The organism is Psychrosphaera ytuae, assembly GCF_017638545.1.
Taxonomy (GTDB): domain Bacteria; phylum Pseudomonadota; class Gammaproteobacteria; order Enterobacterales; family Alteromonadaceae; genus Psychrosphaera; species Psychrosphaera ytuae.
On sequence record NZ_CP072110.1, the window covers coordinates 1,953,071 to 1,977,503 of the forward strand.

Sequence of the window (24,433 nt, forward strand, 5' to 3'; positions counted from 1 at the left end):
ATTAGGCGTTTAATCATTTATACATTAGGATTAGTTTTGAGCGATACTCAAGCGAAAAGACTGAACAAGTTCATCAGTGAATCTGGATACTGCTCACGTCGCGAAGCCGACAAACTCATCGAGCAAAAGAAAGTCAAAATCAACGGTAAGCTACCTGAACTCGGCACTAAAGTGATGCCTGGTGACACAGTTACTGTTAATGGCAAAGCTATAGCTGCCACCGCTCAAAATAAATCAGATCGCGTATATATTGCTTACCACAAACCTATCGGCATTACTTGTACAACAGAACGTCATGTAAAAGGTAATATCGTCGATGCCGTCAATCACAAAGAGCGTATCTTTCCGATTGGTCGACTCGACAAACCCTCTGAAGGTTTAATCTTCTTGACGAGTGACGGCGACATAGTGAACAAAATTTTACGTGCAGAAAACGCCCACGAAAAAGAGTACGTCGTTACAGTTGACAAACCGTTAAACGAACGGTTTAAAGGTCGGATGGAAAAAGGGATCCCAATTCTTGGTACCGTAACCAAACCCTGCAAAGTAAAAGTGTTAGGGCCAAAGAAGTTTTCGATTATTTTGACTCAAGGATTAAATCGTCAAATCCGTCGTATGTGTGAATACTTAGGATATGAAGTGACCAAACTGAAACGAACTCGGATCATGAATGTCGATTTGAAAGGTCTCAAACCAGGCCAATGGCGTGATTTAACCAGTACTGAGATGAAACAAATCAATCAAGCTGTTAAAGGCTCTAAAAAAACAGCCGATTAATCATCGGCTGTTTGTGAAGTGGACTGTGATGCTTCATTTGAAGTGCCTTTTGCAGGGAGCAACTTAGTCGCAAACTGCTGCATGACCGTTTCAGAATAGCTATAAAACTCCACAATAGATTGTCGACCTTCCTGCTCATCTAGCTTGGCTATATTCTCTAGCAACTCAGAAAATAGTTTTTCAGGCTGATTAAATAGCTCACTTGCTCTAACTAAGCTCTCTGCTATATCGGAGGCGTATTTGCCCAGAGGTCGCAACTCTGAGAGTACGGCTGGTTTTAATAACGGCTCTTCTGGTTGATAAGCCTGTACCGCTTTAACCGAGCTGACCTGAGTTAGATTAATAGAAAAGCTACCGATCTCAGAACTGTCATAACCAAGACTTAATGCTTTTTCGAGCGCCTTTTGCATGTCACCAGAATAGAAGTCTTCGCTGAGGCTGTTTACTTCTTTCAGAAGGTCATTAATTGCTTTAAGCTCGCCTTCGTCTAGCTCTCCCTCAATACCCAGTGCAAACTCACGCTCAAAAGACGCAGCAAATCCAGCTCCGCCTGCACTTTGCGACCGACTAAACCCTTCAAGTGAGCGAGCATTTATCGTTACTTTATCACCATCACGAGTTTCTAACTCAAAGCTAAATGAGCGACCTTGAGCTGCAGACACCTGTGAATAGGTGGGTGATACAACTTCATTTAACGCTTCGCTTTCTTCGAGCTCTTCAGCATTAATCTTATCTAACAGCTCAGCATCATCACCCAAATATTGTTTAGTTAACTCTGCGAGACCTTGTCGAACTTTCGAGTTGGTTAGGTTTACATCAGCTTCAACGTCATCTGACATCAAACCCATATCTGACAAAATGCCATTAGCTTCATCAAAACCGCTTTCATAACCTTTGAGTGCAGCTTCAAGTCGACTTTCGAGTTGTTCAGGAGTTGCTCCATTCTGCGCATCTAATTTTAAACGAGCACCAATGAAGTTGAGGATATTAGAAGACGCCACATCTGCGCGACGCTCTCGAGCGTCAGACTGAGCTTGCTGGATCTGCTCGGCCGAGGTACCTCGATTATTTGGCAGTGCCTGTTCTAATTTTTTTATAACTGTTTTTTGAAATAAGGAGAAGCTCGACACCTGCTGGCCAGACAAAGTCACCGTTGAAACAGGGTTTCTTTGTGATACTTGATTTTGCGATCGTTCACTGAAATCTTGTTGTGATGCGGAGGCCGGTCTGTTTTGCAATTTATTAAATTGCGACGGGTCAAATTTAATCATGATATACCTACCTTATTTGTGCCCCTTTTATCGGCACATCACATAAAATCTTGAGCGAATATTAAACAGTTTCGTATAACTCTCTAATTCTTCAATAAAATAGAAAAAAAAGCACCGTTTTTCACAATTATACTCTAGCCTTGTGTTTGTTAGGCTTGTTACAACCAGAATTCAAAAGAGGCAATTATGGGACTACTCGTAGACGGTAAATGGCAAGATAAATGGTACGACACTAAAGAAAACCAAGGGAAGTTTAAACGAGAAAGCGCGCAACTACGCAATTGGATAACCCCAGATGGTTCAGCAGGTCCAACTGGCAAAGACGGTTTTAAAGCAGAACTAGGACGCTATCATTTGTATGTTTCCCTGGCTTGTCCTTGGGCTCATAGAACTCTAATCTTCAGAAAATTAAAAGGATTAGAACAAGCGATTTCGGTTTCAGTAGTTAGCCCAGATATGCTGAGCGAGGGTTGGGAGTTTGATAAAGACAATCACTCAACTGGCGACCACTTGTTTGACGTCTCTTTTATGCATCAAATCTACACCAAGCACAATCCAACTTACTCTGGGCGTGTAACAGTACCTGTGTTATGGGACAAAAAAACCAATCAAATTGTCAGTAATGAATCCGCAGAAATTATTCGGATGATGAACGATGCTTTCGATCACCTAACAGATAACCACGAAGATTTTTATCCTGCACACTTAGCAGATGCAATTGATGAGATTAACGATGAGGTCTACCACGCTATCAACAATGGTGTGTACAAGTGCGGGTTTGCTACCGAGCAGGATGCCTACGAGGAAGCATTCGACAATTTATTTATTGCGCTCGATAAACTTGAAGCAAGGCTTAGTATTCAACGCTACTTAGTAGGCTCAACTCTAACCGAAGCAGACTGGCGTTTATTCACAACGCTTATCCGATTTGATGCTGTTTATGTGGGCCATTTTAAGTGTAACCACAGAACTATCGAAAGTTACCCACACTTGTCCGGGTATTTACGAGAGTTATATCAATGGCCTGGAGTGGCAGACACAGTTGACTTCTATCATATCAAACGTCATTACTACTTTAGCCATACCATGATTAACCCGACTCAAATCGTCCCGAAAGGTCCAGGAGTGGATTATTCAGCACCCCATAACAGAGATCGTTTGTGATAGAGGGTGGTTACAAAACCAAGTTGCGGTGGAGTATGGTCATCCACCGCAAGTATGTACATTTTTAGTCAACAAAGCCGTACAATTGCGTTTTATTGTAGATTAAAAAGAGAACCTATATGTCGAATATCGGCCACGCACCGAGCGCAGTCGTTATGATCCGCCCTCATCAATTTGTCACCAACCCTCAAACGTCTGGCGACAATGCGTTTCAGCAAGTCCCTTCGGATCCAAATGCCATCAAGGCGTTGGCCTACCAGCAGGTAACGGACGTTGCAGAGTTATTGATGAGAAAAGGCGTAGAGGTCATATTATTCGAGGATGAAACCGATTTAACGCCAGACTCAGTATTTCCCAATAATTGGTTTACAACTCATAACGATGGTGCCCTATGTGTTTATCCAATGTATCCAGAAAATCGTCGATTGGAGCGACGCCAAGATGTATTGGACAAGCTCATTAATGATTATCAGGTCAATTACTTTATCAACTATTCACATTTTGAGTCTCAACATCAGTTTTTAGAAGGCACTGGTGCCATGGTCTTAGATCATGTCAACCGCATTGCCTACGCAGTTCGTTCACATCGATGCTCTGAACAAGTGTTTAACTTATTTTGTCGTCAACACAACTTCCAAGGGGTGTTGTTTGATGCATCAGACAACTTGGGTAATCCAATTTATCACACTAACGTATTGATGTGCGTTGCCAGTGATTTTGTCATGATAAGCGATGAGATGATCCGAGATACAAAGCAACGAGCCATGGTCGTAAATGCCATCCAAGCAAGTGGTAAACAGCTAATCTCGTTAACAGAATCACAAATCAATCAGTATGCAGGTAATGCTCTCGAACTACAGGGTAAAGATAAAAAGTACCTTGCCCTATCGACCACTGCATTGGGCTGCTTAACTGACGATCAACGTAACACCATCTCATCACACGTTACGCTGTTACCTTGTGACGTAACTGCCCTTGAATACGCAGGTGGCTCGATACGATGTATGTTAGCGGGTATTCACTTACACAAAAAGTAAATAACCTTATTGGCCTTGGGGTTGAACTAACTAGACCCTTTACCATAGAATTAGTCCCCCCTCATGATGAGGTAGTAGTATGAGGACATCATGATAGTAGAATCGAAGTTTAAACCCGCATGGTGGCTGAACAACCGCCATTTACAGACGATTGTTCCAAGGTTTTATTCTGTTCCAAATTCGTTCCGTCCGTTTGAACAAGAGTTCAATTTATCCGATGGTGATTTTATCGAACTGATTTGGAGTCGCTCCCCTGCTTATATCCAAGAGCAGTCGCCAATCGTTTTGATTTTGCATGGTCTTGAGGGGTCTGTTGATAGTTTCTACGCCAAACGAATGATGAATGCCGTTCACGAACAAGGTTGGACTGCATTACTCATGCAATTTAGAGGCTGTGGCAAAAAGCCAAATCGCCATGCCAAAAGCTACCATTCAGGTCAAACAGAAGATGTGTTTGAACTGATCCAATATATAAAACGCAAATTTCCACACAATCCACTTTACGCTATTGGCTTTTCGCTCGGTGGCAATATGCTAGCGAAATACGTCGGCGAACAAGATCTGTCATTTTTAAGTGGTGCCGTGGTGATTTCTGCACCTCTTGATTTAGCCATTTGTGCCAAAGCAATAGGTAACGGATTTGCCAAGGTTTATCAAAAGTACTTAGTCGATAAACTTCGTAACAAAACCAAACTCAAACTGTCATTGATGCAAGATCGCTTTCCCGTCAATATAGATGAGAAAGGGCTTGATAAAATTAAGGTCCTAACCGAGTTTGATGAAGCGATAACGGCCCCTATCAATGGTTTTGATAGTGCAACCGAGTACTATCAACAATGCAGTGCCAATCGCTTCTTGAAAACAGTAAAAACTCCGACTCTCATCATTCATGCAGAGGACGATCCCTTTATGACGCCTGACGTTGTGCCGTCAGCCGACATGCTCGCTAGTAATGTCGTTTTGGAATTGAGTAAATCCGGCGGCCACGTCGGTTTTATTACTGGTAATAATCCGTTCAAACCGATTTTTTGGACTGAAACTAGAAGCATCGAATATATCAAAGAGCTTGAGTCTAATAGGATCGAACTATGATTGTGCCATGGCAGCAATTAAACCCTGATACGCTCGAGAGTATTCTTGAAGAGTTTATCATGCGTGAGGGTACCGATTACGGCGAATATGAAGTCTCATTGGATGACAAAAAAAGTCAGTTACAAGAGCAACTTCGTCGTGGAGACATTGTATTGGTTTATTCTGAGTTACACGAAACCGTAAACCTAATGCCAGCTTCTGAATTCAAAGGCTGATATTTAATCTCGGCGGGAGCCGTGCGGAATGATCACTGTCGACCAGTCTAAGCTGCGATCAGCGCCAACAAAAAAGTCCGGATTTAGTAGTGACTCTCGTTGGTTGTAACTCAAAGGCTCAAACTCAGAGTCAATGATAAGTCCCCCAGCCTCTTCAACGATAATTTGTGGAGCACCTGTATCCCACTCTCCAGTCGGCCCAACTCGAATGTAAATGTCGGCTTTGCCTTCTGCCACCAAACATGATTTTAGTGCGCAGCTACCTAGCGATATAAACTGTAAACTGATGCCTGGTTTGATGTACTTGGTAATAGTTTCGAGGGTCTGTACACGACTTATCGCAACAATAAGGTGTGGCTTGGTTGGGTCGATGATATTGGCTTCAAGGCGAGTCTGTTTTTGTTTTTTAACCTTGTACGCCCCTAATCCTTTGGCGGCCCAATAAAACTCGCCAGTCACAGGTGCATGAATAACACCTAACACGGGTTGGTTATTTCGAATCAGGGCAATATTTACAGCAAAGTCAGGACGTCCGGCAACAAACTCTTGAGTTCCATCAAGGGGGTCAACGAGCCAATACTCTGACCATGATTCGCGGTCACTTAACTGCAAACCTTCACTTTCTTCTGACACAATTGGTGTGTTTGGTGTCAGTGCTTTGAGCGCATTAATCACCACATCGTTTGCAGCAAAATCTGCGCTCGTAACTGGAGATTCATCGGCCTTGCTAAATTGCTCAAAATCTTTATCCGAAAAGAACTCTAATATTGCCTCACCAGCGCGCTTTGCGATATGGCGTACTTCGGTTGCTAGTTCTTTTAGATCTCGATCCACGACGGCCTCCTAGTGTGTAGCTACCACCCTAGGATAGCCTATCATAAAAGGGTCTGCCTATTATTAATCCGAATGAAGGTAGTCAAATGGTGATAAATTAAACAGGCGTGATTACTGTGAGTACGTCAAAAATAATTATCTCGTTATTTTTTAAGTAGAGACTTCGCCATCAATAGCGCACTTACACTTCTTGATTCATTAAAATCAGGGTGTTCCATTAAGTCCTGAAACGCAGACCATGACCAAACTTCTTTTTCCAATGGCTCTGGCTCATCACCAGGCAACGACGCTTCGTACAAGTCTGATGCAATAAAAATATGCATTTTTGCCGAAGAATAAGTCGGCGCTGTTAGTAAGGTTTTGAGCTTAGTTAAGCGTCGAGCACCAAACCCTATTTCTTCTTTTAATTCTCGATTAGCCGCTTCTTCCGGTGTTTCACCAGCATCTATCAAACCTTTTGGAAAACCTAATTCGTAAGTATGGGTTCCGGCCGCATACTCTCGAACTAACATCATTTCATCATCGTTTAAACAAGGGACAACCATAACTGCTCCACGGCCCGAACCCTTCATTCTTTCATAGATGCGCTTTTCGCCATTTGCAAACGTAAGGTCAATTTGCTCGATTTTAAATAGCTTGCTTTGTGCCACCAGCTCGGCACTTTCAATCTCTGGAAGGGTTTGGTTTTGCCATTCTCGAGTGACTGGTTCTTTTTGTTTTCCCGACATAATCACCTTCTGCTAAAATCGATATCACACGCTTAACTATAACGACTCTCACTAAGAAATCTATGCTTAATTGGACGAATATCGACACAGTATTGTTAGATATGGACGGGACCCTTCTCGACCTGCATTTTGACAATCACTTTTGGATGGAACACACCCCAAAAGCCTATGCAGTAAAACACGGCATTTCACTAGAGCACGCCAAAATCTTACTTAAAGAAAAGAACGATGAAGTATATGGTCAACTCGAGTGGTACTGCTTAGATTATTGGCAAACAACGTTAGATTTGCCCATCGTCGAGCTAAAACGTGAAATACAACACCTAATCCAACTTCGCGATGACACTATTCCGTTTTTGGACGCGCTCAAAGGGGCTGGTAAAGAAGTAATATTAGTGACGAATGCGCACCCTAACTCTTTAAGCCTCAAAGTCGAACGTACCGAGTTGGACACTCACATAGACCAGTTAATCTCTTGTCATCAATTTGGAGAATGCAAAGAGAGCCAGAAGCTATGGCATCAACTCGAGGCCCACTTAGGCTTTGATCCCAAGCGAACCTTGTTCGTCGATGACTCAATGAGGGTTTTAAAATCGGCTAAGCAGTACGGTATTGCTCACCTTCTCGCAGTAGCAAATCCAGATAGTAAAAAAGCGGCTTGGCCACTCGATGGTTTTGTTAACGTAACTGACTATCGCAATATAATCGACGACATTAAGTAGGCTTATCGCAAGATCTCAATGGCGTTTGTTTATCGAAAAAGATGGTAATTTCGGCGACAGTTATACCAAATTTTTTCATTTTGGTTCGGTTCATCATGCGGTATTCATCTAATTGATACATCCAATCGTCCAAGAAGAATGAATAATTAGAGCCATCGAGGTTTAGGTTTAGTGTGTATTGCCACTGAAAACCAAACCCTATTGCCTCACCCTTAGCCTGTCCAGTTACATCTGCAGCGGTTCCTGAATATTGTCCTGATGGTGATTTGACCAATTGCCAAATCCTTTGATCGACCTCACCATCGGCGTAATAGAACATTTCATCGAGTTCACCAGTGCGTTCTCCTGGTGTTTTACCCTGTTGCCATGTCCCAGTCATTTCGACACAAAAACGCCTTGTCACCTTATCTGTATAATCTTGAACCATACCCCAAGCGACCACATCACCGTTAAAGTAACTGTCTAATTCGAACTTAGGCGTTGTCCCTTCGTATTCTTCCACATTGGTACTACAGCCTGTCAGTAGTGCCATAGAGGCGAGTAAACTGGTTATCGTTGAGCGTCTCACGATCAGCTCCTTACAAAATTATTTAATACCTAGCAGTTTCTTACGTAACTTTGGCTCACTTGTATCAGGAGAAAGCCAAATATCTAAAAAGATTCTGGCAAAATACGGGTCAGGTTGCCGTGCCAACTCTTGTTGATTGTAAAAAAACACCGACTGACCATCTTGAACCAGAAGTGCAAGCCGATCGCCTTTTTTTAGATTCGGCCACACTTTTTTCAACCAAGGTACATAAGCTTCATATTGGTCGGCTTTGAGATTTAAGTGCTGCCATTGTTCAATCGTGCTATCTATGAGCTCGTCGGCTTTAATATCTCTCTTATAGCGGATTTCTAATACCAAGGGGGCTTGTTCATACCATGTATAATTAGGGTCTATCTTGCCCGAATGGTTAAACAAATAGCTGTCATATACATCCCAAAACAAATAACTAAATTCAGCCATACCGACTTGTTTAAGTTGTGTCGATGCTGAGGTTTTAAATGTTGCTCCGTCAATTTGATAGGACGTTACTGGAGTCGAGCTGTGTTGGTGCTGATCAGTTGTTATAGCTGAACTTGCATGCACTAGCTCTACAGCAAAAGCACAAATCATACAAAGCGCTGTACAAAGTGATTTTATCGTCAGTCCTCTTAAACTTGTCATTACTCAACTCCTATTTTGGTTTTGAAGGTGATTTAAGTTGCTGTCTGAAGGCGATGGATGGTTTAACCAATCGATATATCGAGTCAAACCCCAAAACAACGGCCCCCAAATAAATGCAAATACGATAAACGTTACTGAATAACTGTAGCCTATTTGAATCGCGCCAAGTTTGACTCCCGCTAAATAACTAAGAGGCCCGGAGACCGCACCACCGATAAAAGCAAGTAAAGGTTGTTTTTGAAAATACGCAAGGCTGTGATTTAAGGTCATTGCAAACGCCATCCAAAGTACCACCAACCAGGGCGGGATTAGCCAATGGACGAGTAAGCCATGCTGAAATTCGAACACGCCGAAAAACATCAATAACGAATCAACAACCACACCAATTAAGGCCGCAATTGCCATGATTTTCTTGTCGTGTTGAGTTTCTGAAGTAAAGCGAAAGTGGAGAAAAAAGATAAGAGCGGCCAACGGTATAAAAGCGTTGCCGATTAAAATGGACCCAAACCAAATAAGTTGAAAGAAAACAAAGTTGAGTAGCACGATGAGCAATCCTTTGTGAACTCTGTGGAGGTAAATAACTTACGTTAATGAAGCAAAGAAAGTTCAATCAGGTTAAACCTCCTCTGCTTTAACTGCCCCATCGAGTGTGATTAAAGGCTTACATCCCACCGAAAAGCGATCACTCCTCGAATGAGTAACCATGTGCAACACCCAGCATTGTACGAGTAACAAGAACCACGCCCTTGTTCGTTACCCTAAAGCCGTTTTGCCTGTCTTGCTCGTGATCGATACCAATCGTCATTCCCTCAGGAATAACACAACCTCGGTCAATAATTGCCTTGCGGATTTGACACCCTTTGGAAATAGTCACATTTGGCAAGATAACTGAGTCATTAACCTGGCTATACACTTCTACTCGAACATTTGAAAACAATAACGAACGCTTTACCTTAGCCCCTGAAATAATACAACCAGCAGAGACAACTGACTCGATAGCCATTCCGCATTTTTCGTCGTCATCGAACACAAATTTGGCGGATGGTAACTGCGATTGATATGTCCAAATTGGCCAACTTTGATCATAAAGGTTTAACGCTGGTGTCGTCGCAATCATTTCCATGTTTGCTTCCCAAAACGAGTCTAGGGTACCAACATCTCGCCAATAAGCAGGCTCGTTAGGGTTAGGCGCACGGAATTTATACGCATATACTTTGTGATCAGAAATAATCGCCGGAATAATATCCTTGCCAAAGTCGTGACTAGAGTCTGATGCTTTTGCATCTCGTTCTACAAGATCTAATAAGAAGTCAGTGTTGAACACATAATTTCCCATAGAGGCAAGTGTCTTGGTGCTGTCATGTGGTAAACAGGCAGGATTTTCCGGCTTCTCACAAAAGTCTAGTACTCGGTTACTTTCGTCGACTTGCATGACTCCGAACGCGCCAGCCGCCTCTTCTATTGAGGTTTCAATACAGGATACTGTCATATCAGCTCCGCGCTCAACGTGCTGCGCGACCATAGGTCCATAGTCCATTTTGTAAATATGATCGCCTGACAGAATGACAATATACTTGCACCGCATTCCACGGATTATGTCTAGGTTTTGATAAATAGCGTCAGCGGTACCTAAGTACCAATTCTCAGAATAGCGCTGCGAAGCGGGCATGATCTCGACCGTTTCACCAAATTCGCGTTTGAAGTGACTCCAGCCGTTTATAAGATGTCGGATTAACGAATGCGCTTTGTATTGAGTAAGCACACCGATTTTTCGAATCCCTGAGTTTACACAATTTGAAAGAGGAAAATCGATGATCCTAAACTTACCACCAAAATAAACAGAGGGCTTTGCTCGCCAGGCTGTCAGCTCCTCTAATCGACTGCCACGCCCCCCTGCGAGAATAAGCGCCATGGTATCTTTTGTCAGTGCACTGACGTAACGTTCCTGTGGTATTGTCATCGGCTTGCCTTAGTCCTTGAGTTAATACCCTAATTTAAGAAAAAGAACATTAATTACACAAGGACTAAACGCAAATATTTACAACTTTATTGGATAACGGCCTTGAGGGTCTAACTTCGCAAACATTGCTATACCCTGATGAACTTCGGCAGGTAAGTGAGGTTGAGGTTTGACAAAGCCATCAAAGTTAAACTGATTTGCAGAGGCGATGTTTGCATCTCCTTCCAATCCAAGCTCGTTGTCGCCGTTAAATCGGGCAACTAAAATATTATCAGAGCAACTAAGGTCAGCACTGATTGCGCCCATTCTAATCGGGTTATTAAAAACCACTTCCGATTTCGTCCAAACTAAAGTTCCTGTTAATTCAGAACAGACAGGTGTAGTAGGGTTTTGGACAAATTCGGTACTACTTGAATAAGCATCAACTTCTAGAATCACACGCCCACCAACGCGCCCTACAGGCACTGGCAACATTGGCTTAACAGTTTCTGCGGGCACACGGACAATGAGGTCATTAGCTTGAATAGAGCTCATTCCTAATCGAATATTTCCTTTGCCACTGATTTCATCAGCATTGCGAGCATTACCAAATTTAACGTCCAAATCGGCGTTGCCCACTAGTAAAGAAGGGACCGATAACGTCCAAGTGACATTATTGAGAACAATATTGTTCACTTGAAGCGCTGATGCTTTGCCTTGCCACAGCGTTCCCTGAAGTTGCTGGTATGCAACCCCTTTTGGAGGTGTTAAAAGGGATGCGATAATGGACACAGGAGTCAAAAATACCGCAAAGATAATTAGCGCGATAACAAACAATACACTTAATCGAGCTACTGACATCAAATGCGCTCCAAGTCTAATCGACGCACTCGAACTATGCCTTGCGTCTCTGTTTTTGAAATATCAATGTTGGCCGCACGTATACTATAGGTATTTTGTAACTGGGTTAGCCACTGCATTAATTGATTAAAGTTAACGTCTTCAAGTCCAACTTTTACATAGTTATTTTGCTGCGGCTGTAGTCTTGCCAACGTAATATTAAAACGACGCGCAGAGGTATTAATCACCTCTGTCATCGAACCAGAGTTATCAGTGGCTCTGCCATTGCCTTGAGACTGTTTGATAATTGCGATTTGTTGCTCTGCCCAGCTGTTCAGTTCTAGCTGACGACTCAGTTTTTTCTCAGTATCTGCCAGGCCATTGGCAACCGAAAGATAAACACTAACGATACCAAACAAAAGCACAGTAACAGCTAAAATTACTAATAATCGTTGCTCACTTTCATTCTTAGATTGATAAAAACCTAGGAGCTTTTCTTTTAGTGATTGAAACGCACTCATTTACTTATTCTCCTGTAAACTCAACGAGCCCGAGACAACGTCGCCTTCGTTTTTAACTGCGCCTTGTTTTAATTCATAACCTAAATCTTTTAAGGCTACTCTAAAGCGCTCAAACTCTTGAAACGAAGGTGCAACAATTTCGAGCCTTAGTTCATCGCGTTTGCTATCAAATCGAATGTTATCCAAAGTCACCGTTTGGTATTTCGCAATAATTGGCGTCAGTTCTTCCATAATAGGTAAGAAGCTAAATTGACCTTGGCTATCACCGCTAGCCAGTCCTTTTACCTTATTTTGTAGCTGCCTACGCAATAAATTAATACGAAGTTTTTCGTTAGGAAATGCGGCTTTGTATGCTTCGCCTAACTCTTGTTTAGCGATATCCAATTGGTGCTGTTTTTGTTGCCAATTGGCAATTTTTAGTACGAAACTGATGACCAACAATAAGCCACCTAAATAGACGACTGGGCGCCACAAACGCCAAGCTTGGCTGACCTGTTTTTTTGGTGCAAACTCGCCTTGAAGTAGATTGCTCTTCTGACGATGGGCACCTTTGGCCAACACCAACATAGGCAACTCTGGCTCTTCATTTATCACAGTGACATTGCGATCGTCTTGAGCAATCAGCTGCTGAAGGGCTTCAGGCACAGGAGTACACGTTCTGAACTCGGTATCTTGGCATTTTTGCAGATACAAACTGAGCCAATCGGATTCAACAAAACAACCCTGCCAGTCTGACTCTCTAAATAAAAAGCCATCGGCTAGTGCCATCATTTGAATTACTGATGAGGCATGCTCTGACTCTTTATCCTGCTCAGGAGCGCTGGTGTCATATGGCAAACACAGAACCTCAGGTACCACTTTGGCAGTATTGATATTGGCTTCTACCAGTACATCAAGCCAACTCGCTAATACCTGTTTGCTGATTATCGCTAAGTTAACAAAGTGTTTGTTTTGGTCAGAATCAAAACCCGTCTCTTCAACAGTGAAGTGGAGTTTTTCAATATCTTCGGCTAGTTCGTCTTCTAGCATAAAAGGCAACGCTTTCAACAATTGACGATTTGGCTTTAGCTCTAAGTGATGCTTGATCAGGCGCACATCGGCACTGTTAGCGATAACGGTGACTTGTCGCCCTGTTGCATATTGTGTAATCGATGACAGTTCTGATTGGCCAGAGATTTCTCCAGCAACAATTACTTCATTGTTCACATCAGACCAAACAAGCCACTGAATCGGCTTATTTGTTTGACTGCTCATCCTCAGGATCAGCTTCTCGCTCAATTTCCCCTCCAAATCGACGCCCTATTACGGTGCCTTTATACGAGTCATCCATTTGGATCAAACTCGTCAATGCAAATTTTACGTCGTTGTACGATGCATTTGTTATTAGTTTAAAGAACTTACTGCTCACGGTAAAATAGCTTTTGTCTACCGAAGCAATGTTATTAATTGATGCTACAGACTGTAGCTGCCAAAACGCCTCCATGTCCTCAAAACCCTCTTCTGGTCGTTCTGACAAAATGGATTGCGCGGTTGATTCATCGATATCCAGCATGGCCATCAATAACTCGGGATTTTCTTCGTCTATCGTGTTGATATTTATCTGTAACCCATGATGTTGTGGAATCGCACACACATGTTTTTTGATCTTGTCCAACACAATAGGATTAAACCCATATATCACCCTCAATTCGTTTTCATGAGCCAGTGCGCTGTTCGCACTTAAGTACGGATATTCCAAAGACGTATACATATCACCGTCGTAACCGACCGCCTCCGTTGCATAATCATCAGGATCAATCCAATCATAAATATTGTTTGCCAAATCAGTGTGGCTTATCTCTGCATCGACGTTTAGCTTTTCTAACAATCGGACAAACAACTCACGACGTTTTTTCTGCAATGCTTCATCCATATTATCTTGCCACAACGCATTGACATTAAAACACGAGTACAAGTCTCTAACTTGACCTTCGATTACACCACCATTGACCGGAAACGCCATGCCTTTCATTGCCCATGGCTGATCTAAACTTGTTTTACCATCATTGTCTTCAAGGGATGCTTCGATTGTAGCTTTGACAAATGCCTCAGCGCCCATTGCGTATTCAAAAGCTTGTTGGCGCTCAAAAAGGTTTTGTGAACGACTGATACTCATGCGTTGTGTCGTACTGATCTGCGCCGCAACAATGACACACAATGCAATGATTAATAAAACCGATATCAACGCAACACCGGTTTGGCGGCGTCTACCATTTAGCGGTCTGTGACTCATCATGACTCACTCACTTGTTCAGACGAATCATCACTGTCTTGGGCGTCGTCATCAGACTCAGGAGACTGACCTGGCTGATTGCTTGGCTGTGCTACAGCTTGGGTCTTTTCAATAACCTCAAATACCCGCTCGATACGGCCAAATGCCTCAGTTACAAAGGCTAATTTAATTAATTTTGGTAAAGCATTGTCTTCAATTTCTGTTTGCCAATTATCTTCATTGGTTACTTTGAAGCGATAGGATAATTCAAGTTCAGAAACACCTTCTAAAATGGGTTGAACTCTTGGCTCAACACCCACGTCAGCGTCTACAAAGTTAAAATACAGACGCTCTAACACCGACTCTCTGACTCGATAAGCAACTACTTGCATTTCACTTCGAGGCAACATCATCGCAGGGTTGGTCCAACCGTCCCGTACAAACGCAAAACCCAAATCATCAGAGTCAAATAGATACGGAGTTGCAATAAAATACTGCTGGCTTGGCTCTTCGCCGCCTATTCGGACTTTTCGTTGCGCGATTTGACGAAGGTCGTTTTCGATAAACAGCATGCCTCTTTGCAAAGCGACAAGCTGGTCCGTCTGGTACTCGATTGCTTCTTTACCTTTAATGGTGTTATTTAACACGCTGTATGTCGCCATACCCAACATTCCAAATATAGCCAGAGACAATAAAAGTTCGATTAAGGTAAAGCCTGCTGATTTGTTTGGTGTGTTAACCAATTGCTCGTTGGTAGTCAAACTCACGGAGAACCTCTCCCAGTGCCAGAGGATTGTTGCTGTTGCACAACGTAGGTTTCTAGCTCGTACGTAGAGTCCACTCCGTCAACGGATTCAAAAACATTGATCTTAACTGCACGCATTCTTGGATCAGCCGTCTCTGTAACGGTTTGACGCCAAAACCAAGTAACACCTGCCATTTCAACTTCACCCTTGAGGTTGTCTTTTGGTGGCCAAATTAATTCGTTGCGCATTTCGGTCAGTCGATTTTGGGCAACCCAAGATGCAAATGTCATTTTTTCGAGCATTGAGGTGTTTTGCGCGGATTGGCTGACCATTTTTAAAATTGACGCACTGGCATATGCAAAGATTGCTAGTGCTAATAACAATTCAATTAACGTAAAACCTCGAGTTTTCATCATTCGTCCAAGTCCTCTTGTTGACGTGGATCGTAAACATGGACCGGCGCGGTAAATTTACCTCTAACCAAAAACATCACAGATGTATCAAAGTCATCATAAGTGACTTCTATATCAAACGGTGATATTTCACCTGATGACAAAATAAACACTTGTGGAAATGCTAATAAACGTTCTTCTTCGGGAAGCTCAGCTAAGGCTTCTAAACGCTCTTCATCAATCATCTCGATTGAGCTTATTAAGTTGTCTTGGCTCCACGACAACCCATCAAGCTTCAAGGTTAAGGTGACGTCTTCTGGAAGTGGTTCAGTTTTGAAGGGCTTAACAGTTATAGGTTGCCATTTACCATCAGTGAACTCTAAAAAGGCATATTGGTTTTCACCCACTGACAACCCCAGTTGTTTGTTGTGGATTAAAGCCTGTTCAGAGGCTAAGTTCACCAGGGCCGTAAGCTTATTCGCTTGCATTTCTACCTCATCAAATGGCGATTTTGAGAGGCTTGGAAAGCGCACCAGTGAGACCAAATAGCCAATTATGACAATGACCAACAACAGCTCAATGAGGGTAAAGCCATGGGCTTTTTTCACGGCAGCGCTTCCGTTTTAAGGGTAGTGATTATAGGTATTCGTCTGCGTTCCAGTTACCGATGTCATCTTCGGTACCTGCTTCTCCATCAGGACCCATAGAGAACAAATCATATACGCCCATTTCACCAGGACTAACTAGCTGGTACTCGTTACCCCATTTATCCACAGGAACTTTTTTAAGGTAGCCTTGCTCTGGATAATTACGTGGAATAGGTTCGATTTCTGGACGTGTCACTAACGCTTCTAAACCTTGTTCTGTAGTCGGATACATGCCACCTTTTAGCTTGTACATGTCCAACGTTGACTCCAAGTTACGAATTTCAATCGCGGTACTTTGGATCTTGGCATCGTCGGTCTGGCCCATCAAATTAGGAACGACTAGTCCAGCAATCATGCCTAAAATGGCGATTACGATCATGACTTCTAATAACGTAAAACCACGTTGTGTCACTTTTTGACTAGATTGATATTTTTTCACTGCATGCTCCGTCAATATTTCTATAAATTTTTATTATTAATTACATACCCACTAGGGTATTCATCTGCATTATCGGCTGAAGTATGGCCATTAAAATAAACATTACCATACCTGCCATAACAAACACGATCATTGGTGTAAGTAACCCCAAACTAATTTTTAGTGTCGCGTCCATTTCATTATCTTGGTTATCCGCTGCACGAGCCAGCATATGCTCTAACTCACCAGACTTTTCACCGCTGCCAATCATGTGGATCATCATAGGTGGAAAAATTTTTGTTTGTTGTAGTGAGTTTTTTAACGACGCACCTTCTCGAACCGCATCAGCCGCATCCGATACACCTTTTTGAATATACGTATTAGTCAAAACCTGGCCAGAAATACGCATTCCTTCCAAGATAGGCACTGCACTTGACGTCAAAATACTCAAGGTTCTAGCAAAACGCGCTGTATTTACTCCCAATACGACTCGTCCCACAAGAGGTAAGTTCAATAACAAACGATCAAATTTAAGACGTAAACTCGGTCTTTTTAACAACCTTTCAAATAAAACTGAAAAACCCAAAATACCAATAACTACAAAGATGCCGTATTCAGTTATAAAGTCACTTAAGTCCAATAAAAACTGGGTTGAACCCGGTAAAGCCGCCCCTGAGTCAATAAACTGACCGACAATTTGCGGTACTACTGACGTTAACAAAAAGGCGACAATACCTATTGCGGCAAGCGTCAACATAATAGGGTAAACCATAGCTTGTGTAAGTTGGCTCTTTGTTGCTTGGCGCTGTTCGGTGTAGTCTGCTAATCGATTCAGTACTTCGTCTAAGTGACCCGACTTCTCACCGGCCGCCACCATTGACCGAAACAACTTATCGAATATATACGGAAACTCTTTCATTCCATCCGCTAAGGTATAACCCTCAACGACTTTTGAACGAATAGCCATAATAGTGCGTTTAAGGCGAGGTTTGTCACACTGCTCAGCCACCGCTAATAAGGCGGCCTCGATGGTTAGTGCTGAGCCTACCAAAGTCGCTAACTGACGAGTGATCAACGCTAAGTCTGTGGTAGAGACTTTAGGTTGAAAAAGTTGAAAACCCGCTGAGTCTTGTTGCTCTTTTTGCGTAGCTTTGTTGACTTCAATTGGTACTAAGCCTTTATCACGCAATTGTTGGCGAATTTGCTTAGAAGTATCCGCTTCTAAAATACCTTTAACCGACTTACCTTTGGCGTTTAGTGCCTTGTATTCAAACGCAGCCATTAGTTATCCTCGCGCGTCACTCGTAATACTTCTTCGAGCGTCGTAATACCGGCTTTAACCTTACTGATACCATCATCTCTGATGCTAGGGACATTTGCTCTGGCGTATTTTTCGATGGCTTGTTCGCCGTGGCCGTTATGGATGAGTTCGCGGACTTGCTCATCGACCGTCAACAGCTCGTGGATACCAACACGACCGCGATAGCCACTGAAATTACATTTGTCACACCCTTTTGGATGATAAATAGTGGCCGTCTCAAACTCTGCTAAGCCCAATAGTTGACGCTCTGACTGATCAGGATTAACAGCCTCTTTACAGTCTGAACATAACGTTCTCACCAATCGCTGAGACAACACTGCTAACAAGCTAGAGGAAAGCAAGAATGGCTCAATGCCCATGTCTTCCATACGTGTAATCGCACCCGAAGCTGTATTAGTGTGTAATGTCGAAATAACTAAGTGACCCGTCAAACTTGCTTGTACTGCAATTTCCGCAGTTTCTAAATCACGAATCTCACCAATCATAACTACGTCAGGGTCTTGACGTAGAATTGCACGTAGACCACGGGCAAAGGTCATGTCGACTTTTGGGTTGACCTGAGTTTGGCCTATACCTGGTAGTTCATATTCGACAGGATCTTCAACCGTTAAGATGTTTCTGTCTTTGCTATTAATATCAGACAAACCCGCATACAAAGTTGTACTTTTACCCGAACCCGTTGGACCGGTTACCAAAATGATTCCGTGGGGCTTGCGTAATAGCTGAGCAAACTTGGCTTCATTGGCTTGGTCCATACCTAAGTCTGACAAATTCAAACGCGCATTATTTTTGTCGAGCAAACGCATTACCACGCGCTCGCCGTAAGTCGATGGCATGGTTGAAACACGAACATCAATTGCCCGCCCGGCTATTCGCAATGAAATACGACCATCTTGTGGAATTCGCTTTTCGGCAATATCTAACTGCGCCATGACTTTAATACGCGACACGAGTAATGACGCCAGTTTGCGATTTGGTGACAATACCTCACGCAACACACCATCAACACGGAACCTAATCACTAAAGACTTTTCAAAGGTTTCGATATGAATATCCGATGCGCCCTCTTTAATAGCTTCAGATAACGTTGCATTGATCAATTTGATGATCGGTGCATCATCTTCACTTTCTAAAAGGTCTTCAGTACCTGGTAGCTCTTCTGCGATAGAGAACAAGTCAACTTCGTTACCTATGTCTTCCATTAACTGTTGAGTTTCGGAGGCATTGCGCTGGTATACCTGTTCGATAGTGATATCAAACTCTTCGTCAGAAATTATTCGAAACGGCAATGCTTCGCCCAATCGTCGTCGTGTTTCTAACAATGCTGGCATTTCTGTAGTTGATTTAATCAAAAGCTCTGGCTGCTCTGAACTATAAGAAATCATCACCCCAAAGCGCTTGGCAAAACCAAAAGGCAAACGGGCATGAGTCGAAGTTTGCTCTGCCTCTTCTGATTCGATGTTAGTCGAGTCGTGTATCTGCTCGTCAGTATCTTGCGGCAATACGGCCTGAACTAATTTTTCAGTTGAATCGTCTTGCATTAGTCTTGTCCGCGTTTTGAGCCTGACTTGTCAGCGCCTTTGTCCGATTCTGCTGGCTTAGGCAAGGTCGAAGGGGTCGAACCTTGCTCTTGCTGTTTCATGTACTCTTCAAAACTTGGTGGTAACGAAAGGTCATCGTTCCACTCTTCAAGCACAGGCTGATCTGTCATTGGCATAAGCTCAATACCATCTTCATCTTCTTTAATTTGCTGTGCTCGCATGTAATTGTATTTGCGCTGGCTAATATCTAAGGCGCTACGACCATCACGTAATATCTGTGGACGGATAAACACCATCAAATTACGCTTGCGTTTCGTTGTACCAGTCGATCTGAACAAATGCCCTAAAATCGGAATATCTCCTAGAAGTGGTACTTTCGAAACACTTTCTTGAACATCTTCATCAATTAACCCACCAATGACAATCGTACCGCCATCTTCCGCTAGTACATTGGTTTTAATCGAACGCTTGTTGATTCCTACATCAACACCAACGGCACCACTTACACTTGATACCTCTTGCTCAATTAATAACTGAATCGCTGAGCCTTCATTAATTTGCGGCGTTACTTTAAGTTTGATACCGACTTCTTTGCGGTCTACTTGCTGGAATGGGTTAGAGTTATTCGAACTCGCGGTAGAACCAGTTAAAATCGCAATTTCAGAACCCACCAAAATAGACGCTTCTTCGTTATCGATAGTAGTGATTGAAGGTGTCGCAAGGATGTTAGTGTTAGTGTTGTTGCGTACCGCTTGTAACACCATACCCCAATCTCCTTTGACAATGCCGGTGGCAAAACCAGTTACACCACTTAATACTTGAGCTAGAGCCGTCGGGTCACCTTCAACTCGTTTGGTTACCTCTTGAGTAATTGGCGCACCCTCTGAGTTATATGTATTAATAAACTCCTGAGTTTCTCTGTCACGAGCAACGTACGCAGCACCAGCAATAGAGGTAATTGGTGTCACACCGTTATTGTATTGGGTAAAGCCAAACTCTTCTGAGCCCCACTGAATACCTAAATTAATACCGTCACTTTCAAATACCTCAACAATGATTGCTTCAACAAGTACTTGCTGACGACGGACGTCTAATTGGCGAATGATCTGCTCTAACGAGCGCATCATGTCTGGTTCGGCATTAATGACTAAAGAATTAGAATCTGGGTGTGCTTGGATAGAATAATCGCGTTTTGAAGCACTTGAACGAGTACGAGTAGTCGCTTGATTACTACCACCTTGAGTATCTGCGGCTAAAGAATCTGATACACCTGTAAGAACTTGCACCACTTCTTCTGCATTAGCGTATTTTAAGTAGTACACCTTTGTATTACCCGTAGACTCAAGCTCAGAATCTAAGCGCTTGATAAGTTCGATGACTTTGTCACGAGCTTCACGCTCACCAGTAACTATGACGCTGTTAGTGCGGTCATCTGCGACAACTTTTGGGATCAAAAAATCTGGCTGAGTTTTGTTGGCTGCGGCGCTTTTATAAATACTGTCAACGATTCGGACCATTTCGCCGGCAGAAGCAAATTCCAACTTCACGATGACCACTTTTTGGTCACCTGCAGTATCAACTCGATTAATAATGTCAGCCATGCGATTCACCATCGCCGCTGAACCCGTCACCATTACAACATTGGCTGGCTCATAGTGGACTACATGGCCACTACCTGACTGATCGCTTAGCTGGCGCAATAATGGTGAAAGCTCACGTACAGAGACATTTTTAACTTGTACAACACGCGTTACCATTTCATCGCCCTTACCAGGCGCTTCATCAGTGACAACTGGTGTAGGCGAGCTTTTGGCGTCTTTTGCTCTAACAACTTTGAGAATACCGTCACCCATGTCAATGACTGCATAGCCATAAACCTGAAGCACGTTCAAAAAGAAATGGTAATACTGCTCTTCGGTTAATAAATCGTAGGAACGGACATTGACCTTGCCGCGTACGCCAGGATCGATAATGATGGTTTTCTTTAAAATTTTGCCAACGATATTAATAAATTCATTAATATCGGTGCCTTTGAAGTTTGGTGAATATTGAGTTGCTTTTGCGACTGGTGCTGTCATCGCAGTCGTTAGCAAACCAAGAGATAACAAAGCAGAAAATACCGTTACTTTCATAGAGCGACCCATTGTCGATCCGCTATGCGGCGTTGATTCTGTAGTAAAAAGTGCCATTTAATCAAAACTCCAAGGCTTACAAAGCCAAAATTATTTGTACTGGTGAACCGTCGCGAAGCACAGTGATGTTCGCTTCAGTTATCTCGCGCAGTTCACGCATTAACGTCAATGCCTGACGCATATCCGTTAAGTCATATCCATTAATCTCAACCGCCAAATCATTGTGTAATAGACCTGCGCGTTGAAATAAACTCGGGTCTTTACCCGGTCTGAGACGATAACCCAATAGTTCACCACCTTGTCTCTGTGGTGTGATATTGATGTAATCTAATAGTTGTTTTGGGTCTTCAAAGAGTTGTTCTCTTTGCTCCCGTAATTCTTCTGATAATTCAGTATCTTCGGATTTATCTAAACGCTTTGGCTTAGCATCACGTTGCAGAGCGGTTTGACCGGGTCCCGCTTGAGAGCGAAACCTGCGTTTGTTCATATCAGGGGTTCTTTCTTCACCTGGTGGGTGTGCAACGCGTATTGCATCGACATTAATATTGTCTTTTAGTTCATCGGCCGAACCAGGAATCGTAGTAGAATACTCAATTCCTTCTAACATTAGTGTCTCGTATCCTGCCCCAACCGACAGAATTACTCGGTCTAATAAAATCTGATCTACCTTGGCGGACGTGCTTTCAATTGTGTCGCCAATTCCATAAGTGCTTTGAGAGTTTCGGCTTTCAATAATTGCCACTGACGTATCTGAGGTGTTACTGCTGTTATCAGCGACTATCCCGGTAAGTGTAAGATTAAGGCGTGTTTTGGGGGCGACAGTGGTTTGTTGTTTTGGTTCTGGCTTAGTCGTTTTGACTTGCTCTTTACCAAATACGTTAAGCGCGATCAGGGATGAAACATCAACTCTTGATGCTGAAGTAGTAGATTGACCAGAATCAACCGCCATAGGACGAATAACACCATGACTGACAGGCTGCGAAAAAAACTGCCACGCCGTAAACGCGACAAGATAAGCACTGTAAATCACAAGGATAACAGTGAGTATTTTAGCAACCAAAGCTTGTGGTATTTTTTTGAGTGTATGACTTATCTGCTCAACCAAGCGAGAAGACTCCATTTATTATTATTCTCCAAGCAGTACTGCGATTTTTTTGCCGGCGCTTACCCTACCAAACTAGTAAGTAAAAAGCTTGAGTCCTTGACTAAAAAATCGAGTATAACCCTTCAAGTAGTGTAAAATCACTACCTATGATAAAATCTACGCGTTTTAACGGCACATTTAACATAACTGAAACATAACATGGCAGATTCAAAAGTTCGATTAGATAAATGGTTGTGGGCTGCACGTTTTTTTAAAACTCGTTCCATAGCTACTGACATGATCAATGGCGGAAAAGTTCACTACAATGGCCAAAGATGTAAAGCTTCTAAAGCAGTTGATGTCGGGGCCGAAGTAAAAATTCGCCAAGGTTTTGATGACAAAGTGGTGATAATTAAAGAAGTATCCGACAAACGTCGTAACTTTACCATCGCTCAAACCCTGTACGAAGAAACCCAAGCCAGTATCGAACACCGTGAAAAACAAGCCCTTGCGCGGCAATCAAGTGCGGCTATTTCACCTCGTCCTGACAGTAAGCCAGACAAAAAACAACGCCGTACTCTATTGAATTTAAAAAACTCAGACTTATTTGAGTAACCTTGACTTAGACCCTATTGGATTACATTTAAATGACTGAATCTAAAAAAGCAGATTTATTACACAGATACTTATTTGAGGACCACCACGTTCGCGGTGAGTTAGTCCAAATTTCAGATGCGTTTTCTGAAATGCTCAAAAACCATAACTATCCCAATGTAGTGAAACGCATTTTGGGTGAACTTTTATCTGCCACTTCGCTTTTAACTGCGACGTTAAAGTTTGAAGGTGACATCAGTGTTCAAATACAAGGTGACGGTCCACTGAGCTATGCTGTTGTTAATGGCGATCACAACCAGACAATGCGCGCAGTCGCTAAATATGCCGAAGATATTCAAGAAGGCACAGTTCAAGATCTGATTGGGTCTGGATTCATGGTTATTACTATCGCGCCAGAAGGTGGTGAACGCTATCAAGGTGTTGCGGCACTTGATAAACCAACTCTTGCTGAGTGTATCGAAGAGTATTTCGAAACTTCAGAGCAGTTAAAAACTCGAGTGTGGTTGGCAACTGACGTGAACGATCAACAATGTTCAACAGCCGGAATGCTATTGCAAGTCCTTCCTGTTGAAGAAAAAGCCAAACAAGACTTTGTTCATTTAGAGGCATTGACTAACACTATCACAGATAAAGAATTGTTGGAGCTTGACCCTGAGCAAGTGCTAATTCGTTTGTATCACGAAGACAATCCGCAAATGTTTCAGCCTCAGCCAATTTCATACAACTGCGGCTGTAGCCGTGAGAAAACGGGTAATGCGATCCTTAAATTAGCTTATGACGATGCTAAAGCACTCGTTGAAGAGCGCGGTAACATCGAAATCACCTGTCAATTCTGTTTAACTCAATACGAATTTGATGAAATTGACGTTGAAGCGATATTTCGCGGCACTAACGGCTTAGAAAACGACACCGACAACGTCAACTAATCCGCAGACC

The 24,433-nt window shown here is 42.8% G+C and carries 27 protein-coding genes; 8 read left to right on the top strand and 19 right to left on the bottom strand.

Going from position 1 to position 24,433, the window contains the following annotated elements; all coding sequences use genetic code 11:
- Positions 1-36: 36 nt before the first annotated feature.
- On the top strand, positions 37-777 hold the full coding sequence (rluF, locus tag J1N51_RS08755; RefSeq protein WP_208830455.1) for a 23S rRNA pseudouridine(2604) synthase RluF: 741 nt from the start codon (positions 37-39) through the stop codon (positions 775-777).
- Here rluF and J1N51_RS08760 read toward each other — a convergent pair.
- Positions 774-2,048 (bottom strand): DUF5610 domain-containing protein, encoded by a 1,275-nt coding sequence (locus tag J1N51_RS08760; protein ID WP_208830457.1) that lies wholly within the window; start codon positions 2,046-2,048, stop codon positions 774-776. The two genes, rluF and J1N51_RS08760, sit on opposite strands and share 4 nt — an antisense overlap.
- Before the next feature lie 186 nt (positions 2,049-2,234).
- On the opposite strand from J1N51_RS08760, the gene J1N51_RS08765 reads away from it, so the two are divergent.
- The 4 genes from J1N51_RS08765 to J1N51_RS08780 all read left to right on the top strand — a co-directional run bounded on the left by J1N51_RS08765 (position 2,235) and on the right by J1N51_RS08780 (position 5,556).
- Positions 2,235-3,212 (top strand): glutathione S-transferase family protein, encoded by a 978-nt coding sequence (locus J1N51_RS08765; protein WP_208830459.1) that lies wholly within the window; start codon positions 2,235-2,237, stop codon positions 3,210-3,212.
- Positions 3,213-3,331: 119 nt separating this feature from the next.
- A complete protein-coding gene (ctlX, locus tag J1N51_RS08770) occupies positions 3,332-4,249 on the top strand; it encodes a citrulline utilization hydrolase CtlX (RefSeq protein WP_208830461.1) in 918 nt (305 codons plus the stop codon).
- Between the two features lie 90 nt (positions 4,250-4,339).
- Positions 4,340-5,341, top strand: coding sequence for a hydrolase (locus J1N51_RS08775; RefSeq protein WP_208830463.1), 1,002 nt, complete (start codon positions 4,340-4,342; stop codon positions 5,339-5,341).
- Positions 5,338-5,556 carry a YheU family protein gene (locus tag J1N51_RS08780; RefSeq protein ID WP_208830465.1) on the top strand — a complete coding sequence of 73 codons (219 nt, stop codon included), beginning with the start codon at positions 5,338-5,340 and terminating at the stop codon, positions 5,554-5,556. The genes J1N51_RS08775 and J1N51_RS08780 overlap by 4 nt, the downstream gene beginning before the upstream one ends.
- Positions 5,557-5,559: 3 nt before the next feature.
- On the opposite strand, the gene cysQ is transcribed toward J1N51_RS08780, so the two are convergent.
- Both cysQ and nudE read right to left on the bottom strand, forming a co-directional pair.
- A complete protein-coding gene (gene cysQ, locus J1N51_RS08785) occupies positions 5,560-6,390 on the bottom strand; it encodes a 3'(2'),5'-bisphosphate nucleotidase CysQ (RefSeq protein ID WP_208830467.1) in 831 nt (276 codons plus the stop codon).
- A gap of 143 nt (positions 6,391-6,533) precedes the next feature.
- On the bottom strand, positions 6,534-7,118 hold the full coding sequence (gene nudE, locus J1N51_RS08790; RefSeq protein WP_208830469.1) for an ADP compounds hydrolase NudE: 585 nt from the start codon (positions 7,116-7,118) through the stop codon (positions 6,534-6,536).
- Positions 7,119-7,180: 62 nt separating this feature from the next.
- Between nudE and yrfG the strand changes: the two genes are divergently transcribed.
- A complete protein-coding gene (gene yrfG / locus J1N51_RS08795) occupies positions 7,181-7,840 on the top strand; it encodes a GMP/IMP nucleotidase (RefSeq protein WP_208830471.1) in 660 nt (219 codons plus the stop codon).
- On the opposite strand, the gene J1N51_RS08800 is transcribed toward yrfG, so the two are convergent.
- The 16 genes from J1N51_RS08800 to gspC form a co-directional block, all read right to left on the bottom strand.
- Positions 7,833-8,408 (bottom strand): DUF3833 domain-containing protein, encoded by a 576-nt coding sequence (locus J1N51_RS08800; protein ID WP_232842773.1) that lies wholly within the window; start codon positions 8,406-8,408, stop codon positions 7,833-7,835. The two genes, yrfG and J1N51_RS08800, sit on opposite strands and share 8 nt — an antisense overlap.
- Before the next feature lie 18 nt (positions 8,409-8,426).
- Positions 8,427-9,050: a chalcone isomerase family protein gene (locus J1N51_RS08805; RefSeq protein ID WP_208830473.1), complete on the bottom strand. Its 624-nt coding sequence runs from the start codon at positions 9,048-9,050 to the stop codon at positions 8,427-8,429.
- Positions 9,051-9,053: 3 nt separating this feature from the next.
- A complete protein-coding gene (locus J1N51_RS08810; RefSeq protein ID WP_208830475.1) occupies positions 9,054-9,593 on the bottom strand; it encodes a DUF2878 domain-containing protein in 540 nt (179 codons plus the stop codon).
- Positions 9,594-9,732: 139 nt separating this feature from the next.
- A complete protein-coding gene (gene glgC / locus J1N51_RS08815; RefSeq protein WP_208830477.1) occupies positions 9,733-11,010 on the bottom strand; it encodes a glucose-1-phosphate adenylyltransferase in 1,278 nt (425 codons plus the stop codon).
- Between the two features lie 78 nt (positions 11,011-11,088).
- Positions 11,089-11,850, bottom strand: a complete 762-nt coding sequence (locus J1N51_RS08820; protein WP_208830479.1) for a type II secretion system protein N — start codon at positions 11,848-11,850, stop codon at positions 11,089-11,091.
- Complete coding sequence (locus tag J1N51_RS08825; protein WP_208830481.1) at positions 11,850-12,350, bottom strand: type II secretion system protein M; 501 nt, start codon at positions 12,348-12,350, stop codon at positions 11,850-11,852. Before J1N51_RS08825 ends, J1N51_RS08820 begins: the two co-directional genes overlap by 1 nt.
- Entirely contained in the window at positions 12,351-13,604 is a 1,254-nt protein-coding gene (gspL, locus tag J1N51_RS08830) for a type II secretion system protein GspL (RefSeq protein ID WP_208830483.1), read from the bottom strand.
- Positions 13,585-14,625 (bottom strand): type II secretion system minor pseudopilin GspK, encoded by a 1,041-nt coding sequence (gene gspK, locus J1N51_RS08835; protein WP_208830485.1) that lies wholly within the window; start codon positions 14,623-14,625, stop codon positions 13,585-13,587. The genes gspL and gspK overlap by 20 nt, the downstream gene beginning before the upstream one ends.
- Positions 14,622-15,368 (bottom strand): type II secretion system minor pseudopilin GspJ, encoded by a 747-nt coding sequence (gene gspJ, locus J1N51_RS08840; protein WP_208830487.1) that lies wholly within the window; start codon positions 15,366-15,368, stop codon positions 14,622-14,624. The genes gspK and gspJ overlap by 4 nt, the downstream gene beginning before the upstream one ends.
- Positions 15,365-15,763: a type II secretion system minor pseudopilin GspI gene (gspI, locus tag J1N51_RS08845; RefSeq protein WP_208830489.1), complete on the bottom strand. Its 399-nt coding sequence runs from the start codon at positions 15,761-15,763 to the stop codon at positions 15,365-15,367. The genes gspJ and gspI overlap by 4 nt, the downstream gene beginning before the upstream one ends.
- Positions 15,760-16,347: a type II secretion system minor pseudopilin GspH gene (gene gspH / locus J1N51_RS08850; RefSeq protein ID WP_208830491.1), complete on the bottom strand. Its 588-nt coding sequence runs from the start codon at positions 16,345-16,347 to the stop codon at positions 15,760-15,762. The genes gspI and gspH overlap by 4 nt, the downstream gene beginning before the upstream one ends.
- A gap of 28 nt (positions 16,348-16,375) precedes the next feature.
- On the bottom strand, positions 16,376-16,825 hold the full coding sequence (gspG, locus tag J1N51_RS08855) for a type II secretion system major pseudopilin GspG (protein WP_208830493.1): 450 nt from the start codon (positions 16,823-16,825) through the stop codon (positions 16,376-16,378).
- 40 nt (positions 16,826-16,865) lie between these two features.
- Positions 16,866-18,086 carry a type II secretion system inner membrane protein GspF gene (gene gspF / locus J1N51_RS08860; protein ID WP_208830495.1) on the bottom strand — a complete coding sequence of 407 codons (1,221 nt, stop codon included), beginning with the start codon at positions 18,084-18,086 and terminating at the stop codon, positions 16,866-16,868.
- Positions 18,086-19,666, bottom strand: a complete 1,581-nt coding sequence (gene gspE / locus J1N51_RS08865) for a type II secretion system ATPase GspE (protein WP_208830497.1) — start codon at positions 19,664-19,666, stop codon at positions 18,086-18,088. Before gspE ends, gspF begins: the two co-directional genes overlap by 1 nt.
- On the bottom strand, positions 19,666-21,744 hold the full coding sequence (gspD, locus tag J1N51_RS08870) for a type II secretion system secretin GspD (protein ID WP_232842897.1): 2,079 nt from the start codon (positions 21,742-21,744) through the stop codon (positions 19,666-19,668). The genes gspE and gspD overlap by 1 nt, the downstream gene beginning before the upstream one ends.
- A gap of 130 nt (positions 21,745-21,874) precedes the next feature.
- Positions 21,875-22,918, bottom strand: a complete 1,044-nt coding sequence (gene gspC / locus J1N51_RS08875; protein ID WP_208830499.1) for a type II secretion system protein GspC — start codon at positions 22,916-22,918, stop codon at positions 21,875-21,877.
- A gap of 183 nt (positions 22,919-23,101) precedes the next feature.
- Between gspC and hslR the strand changes: the two genes are divergently transcribed.
- On the top strand, positions 23,102-23,497 hold the full coding sequence (hslR, locus tag J1N51_RS08880) for a ribosome-associated heat shock protein Hsp15 (RefSeq protein WP_208830501.1): 396 nt from the start codon (positions 23,102-23,104) through the stop codon (positions 23,495-23,497).
- Positions 23,498-23,529: 32 nt separating this feature from the next.
- On the top strand, positions 23,530-24,423 hold the full coding sequence (hslO, locus tag J1N51_RS08885) for an Hsp33 family molecular chaperone HslO (RefSeq protein WP_208830503.1): 894 nt from the start codon (positions 23,530-23,532) through the stop codon (positions 24,421-24,423).
- The last annotated feature ends 10 nt before the right edge of the window (positions 24,424-24,433 follow it).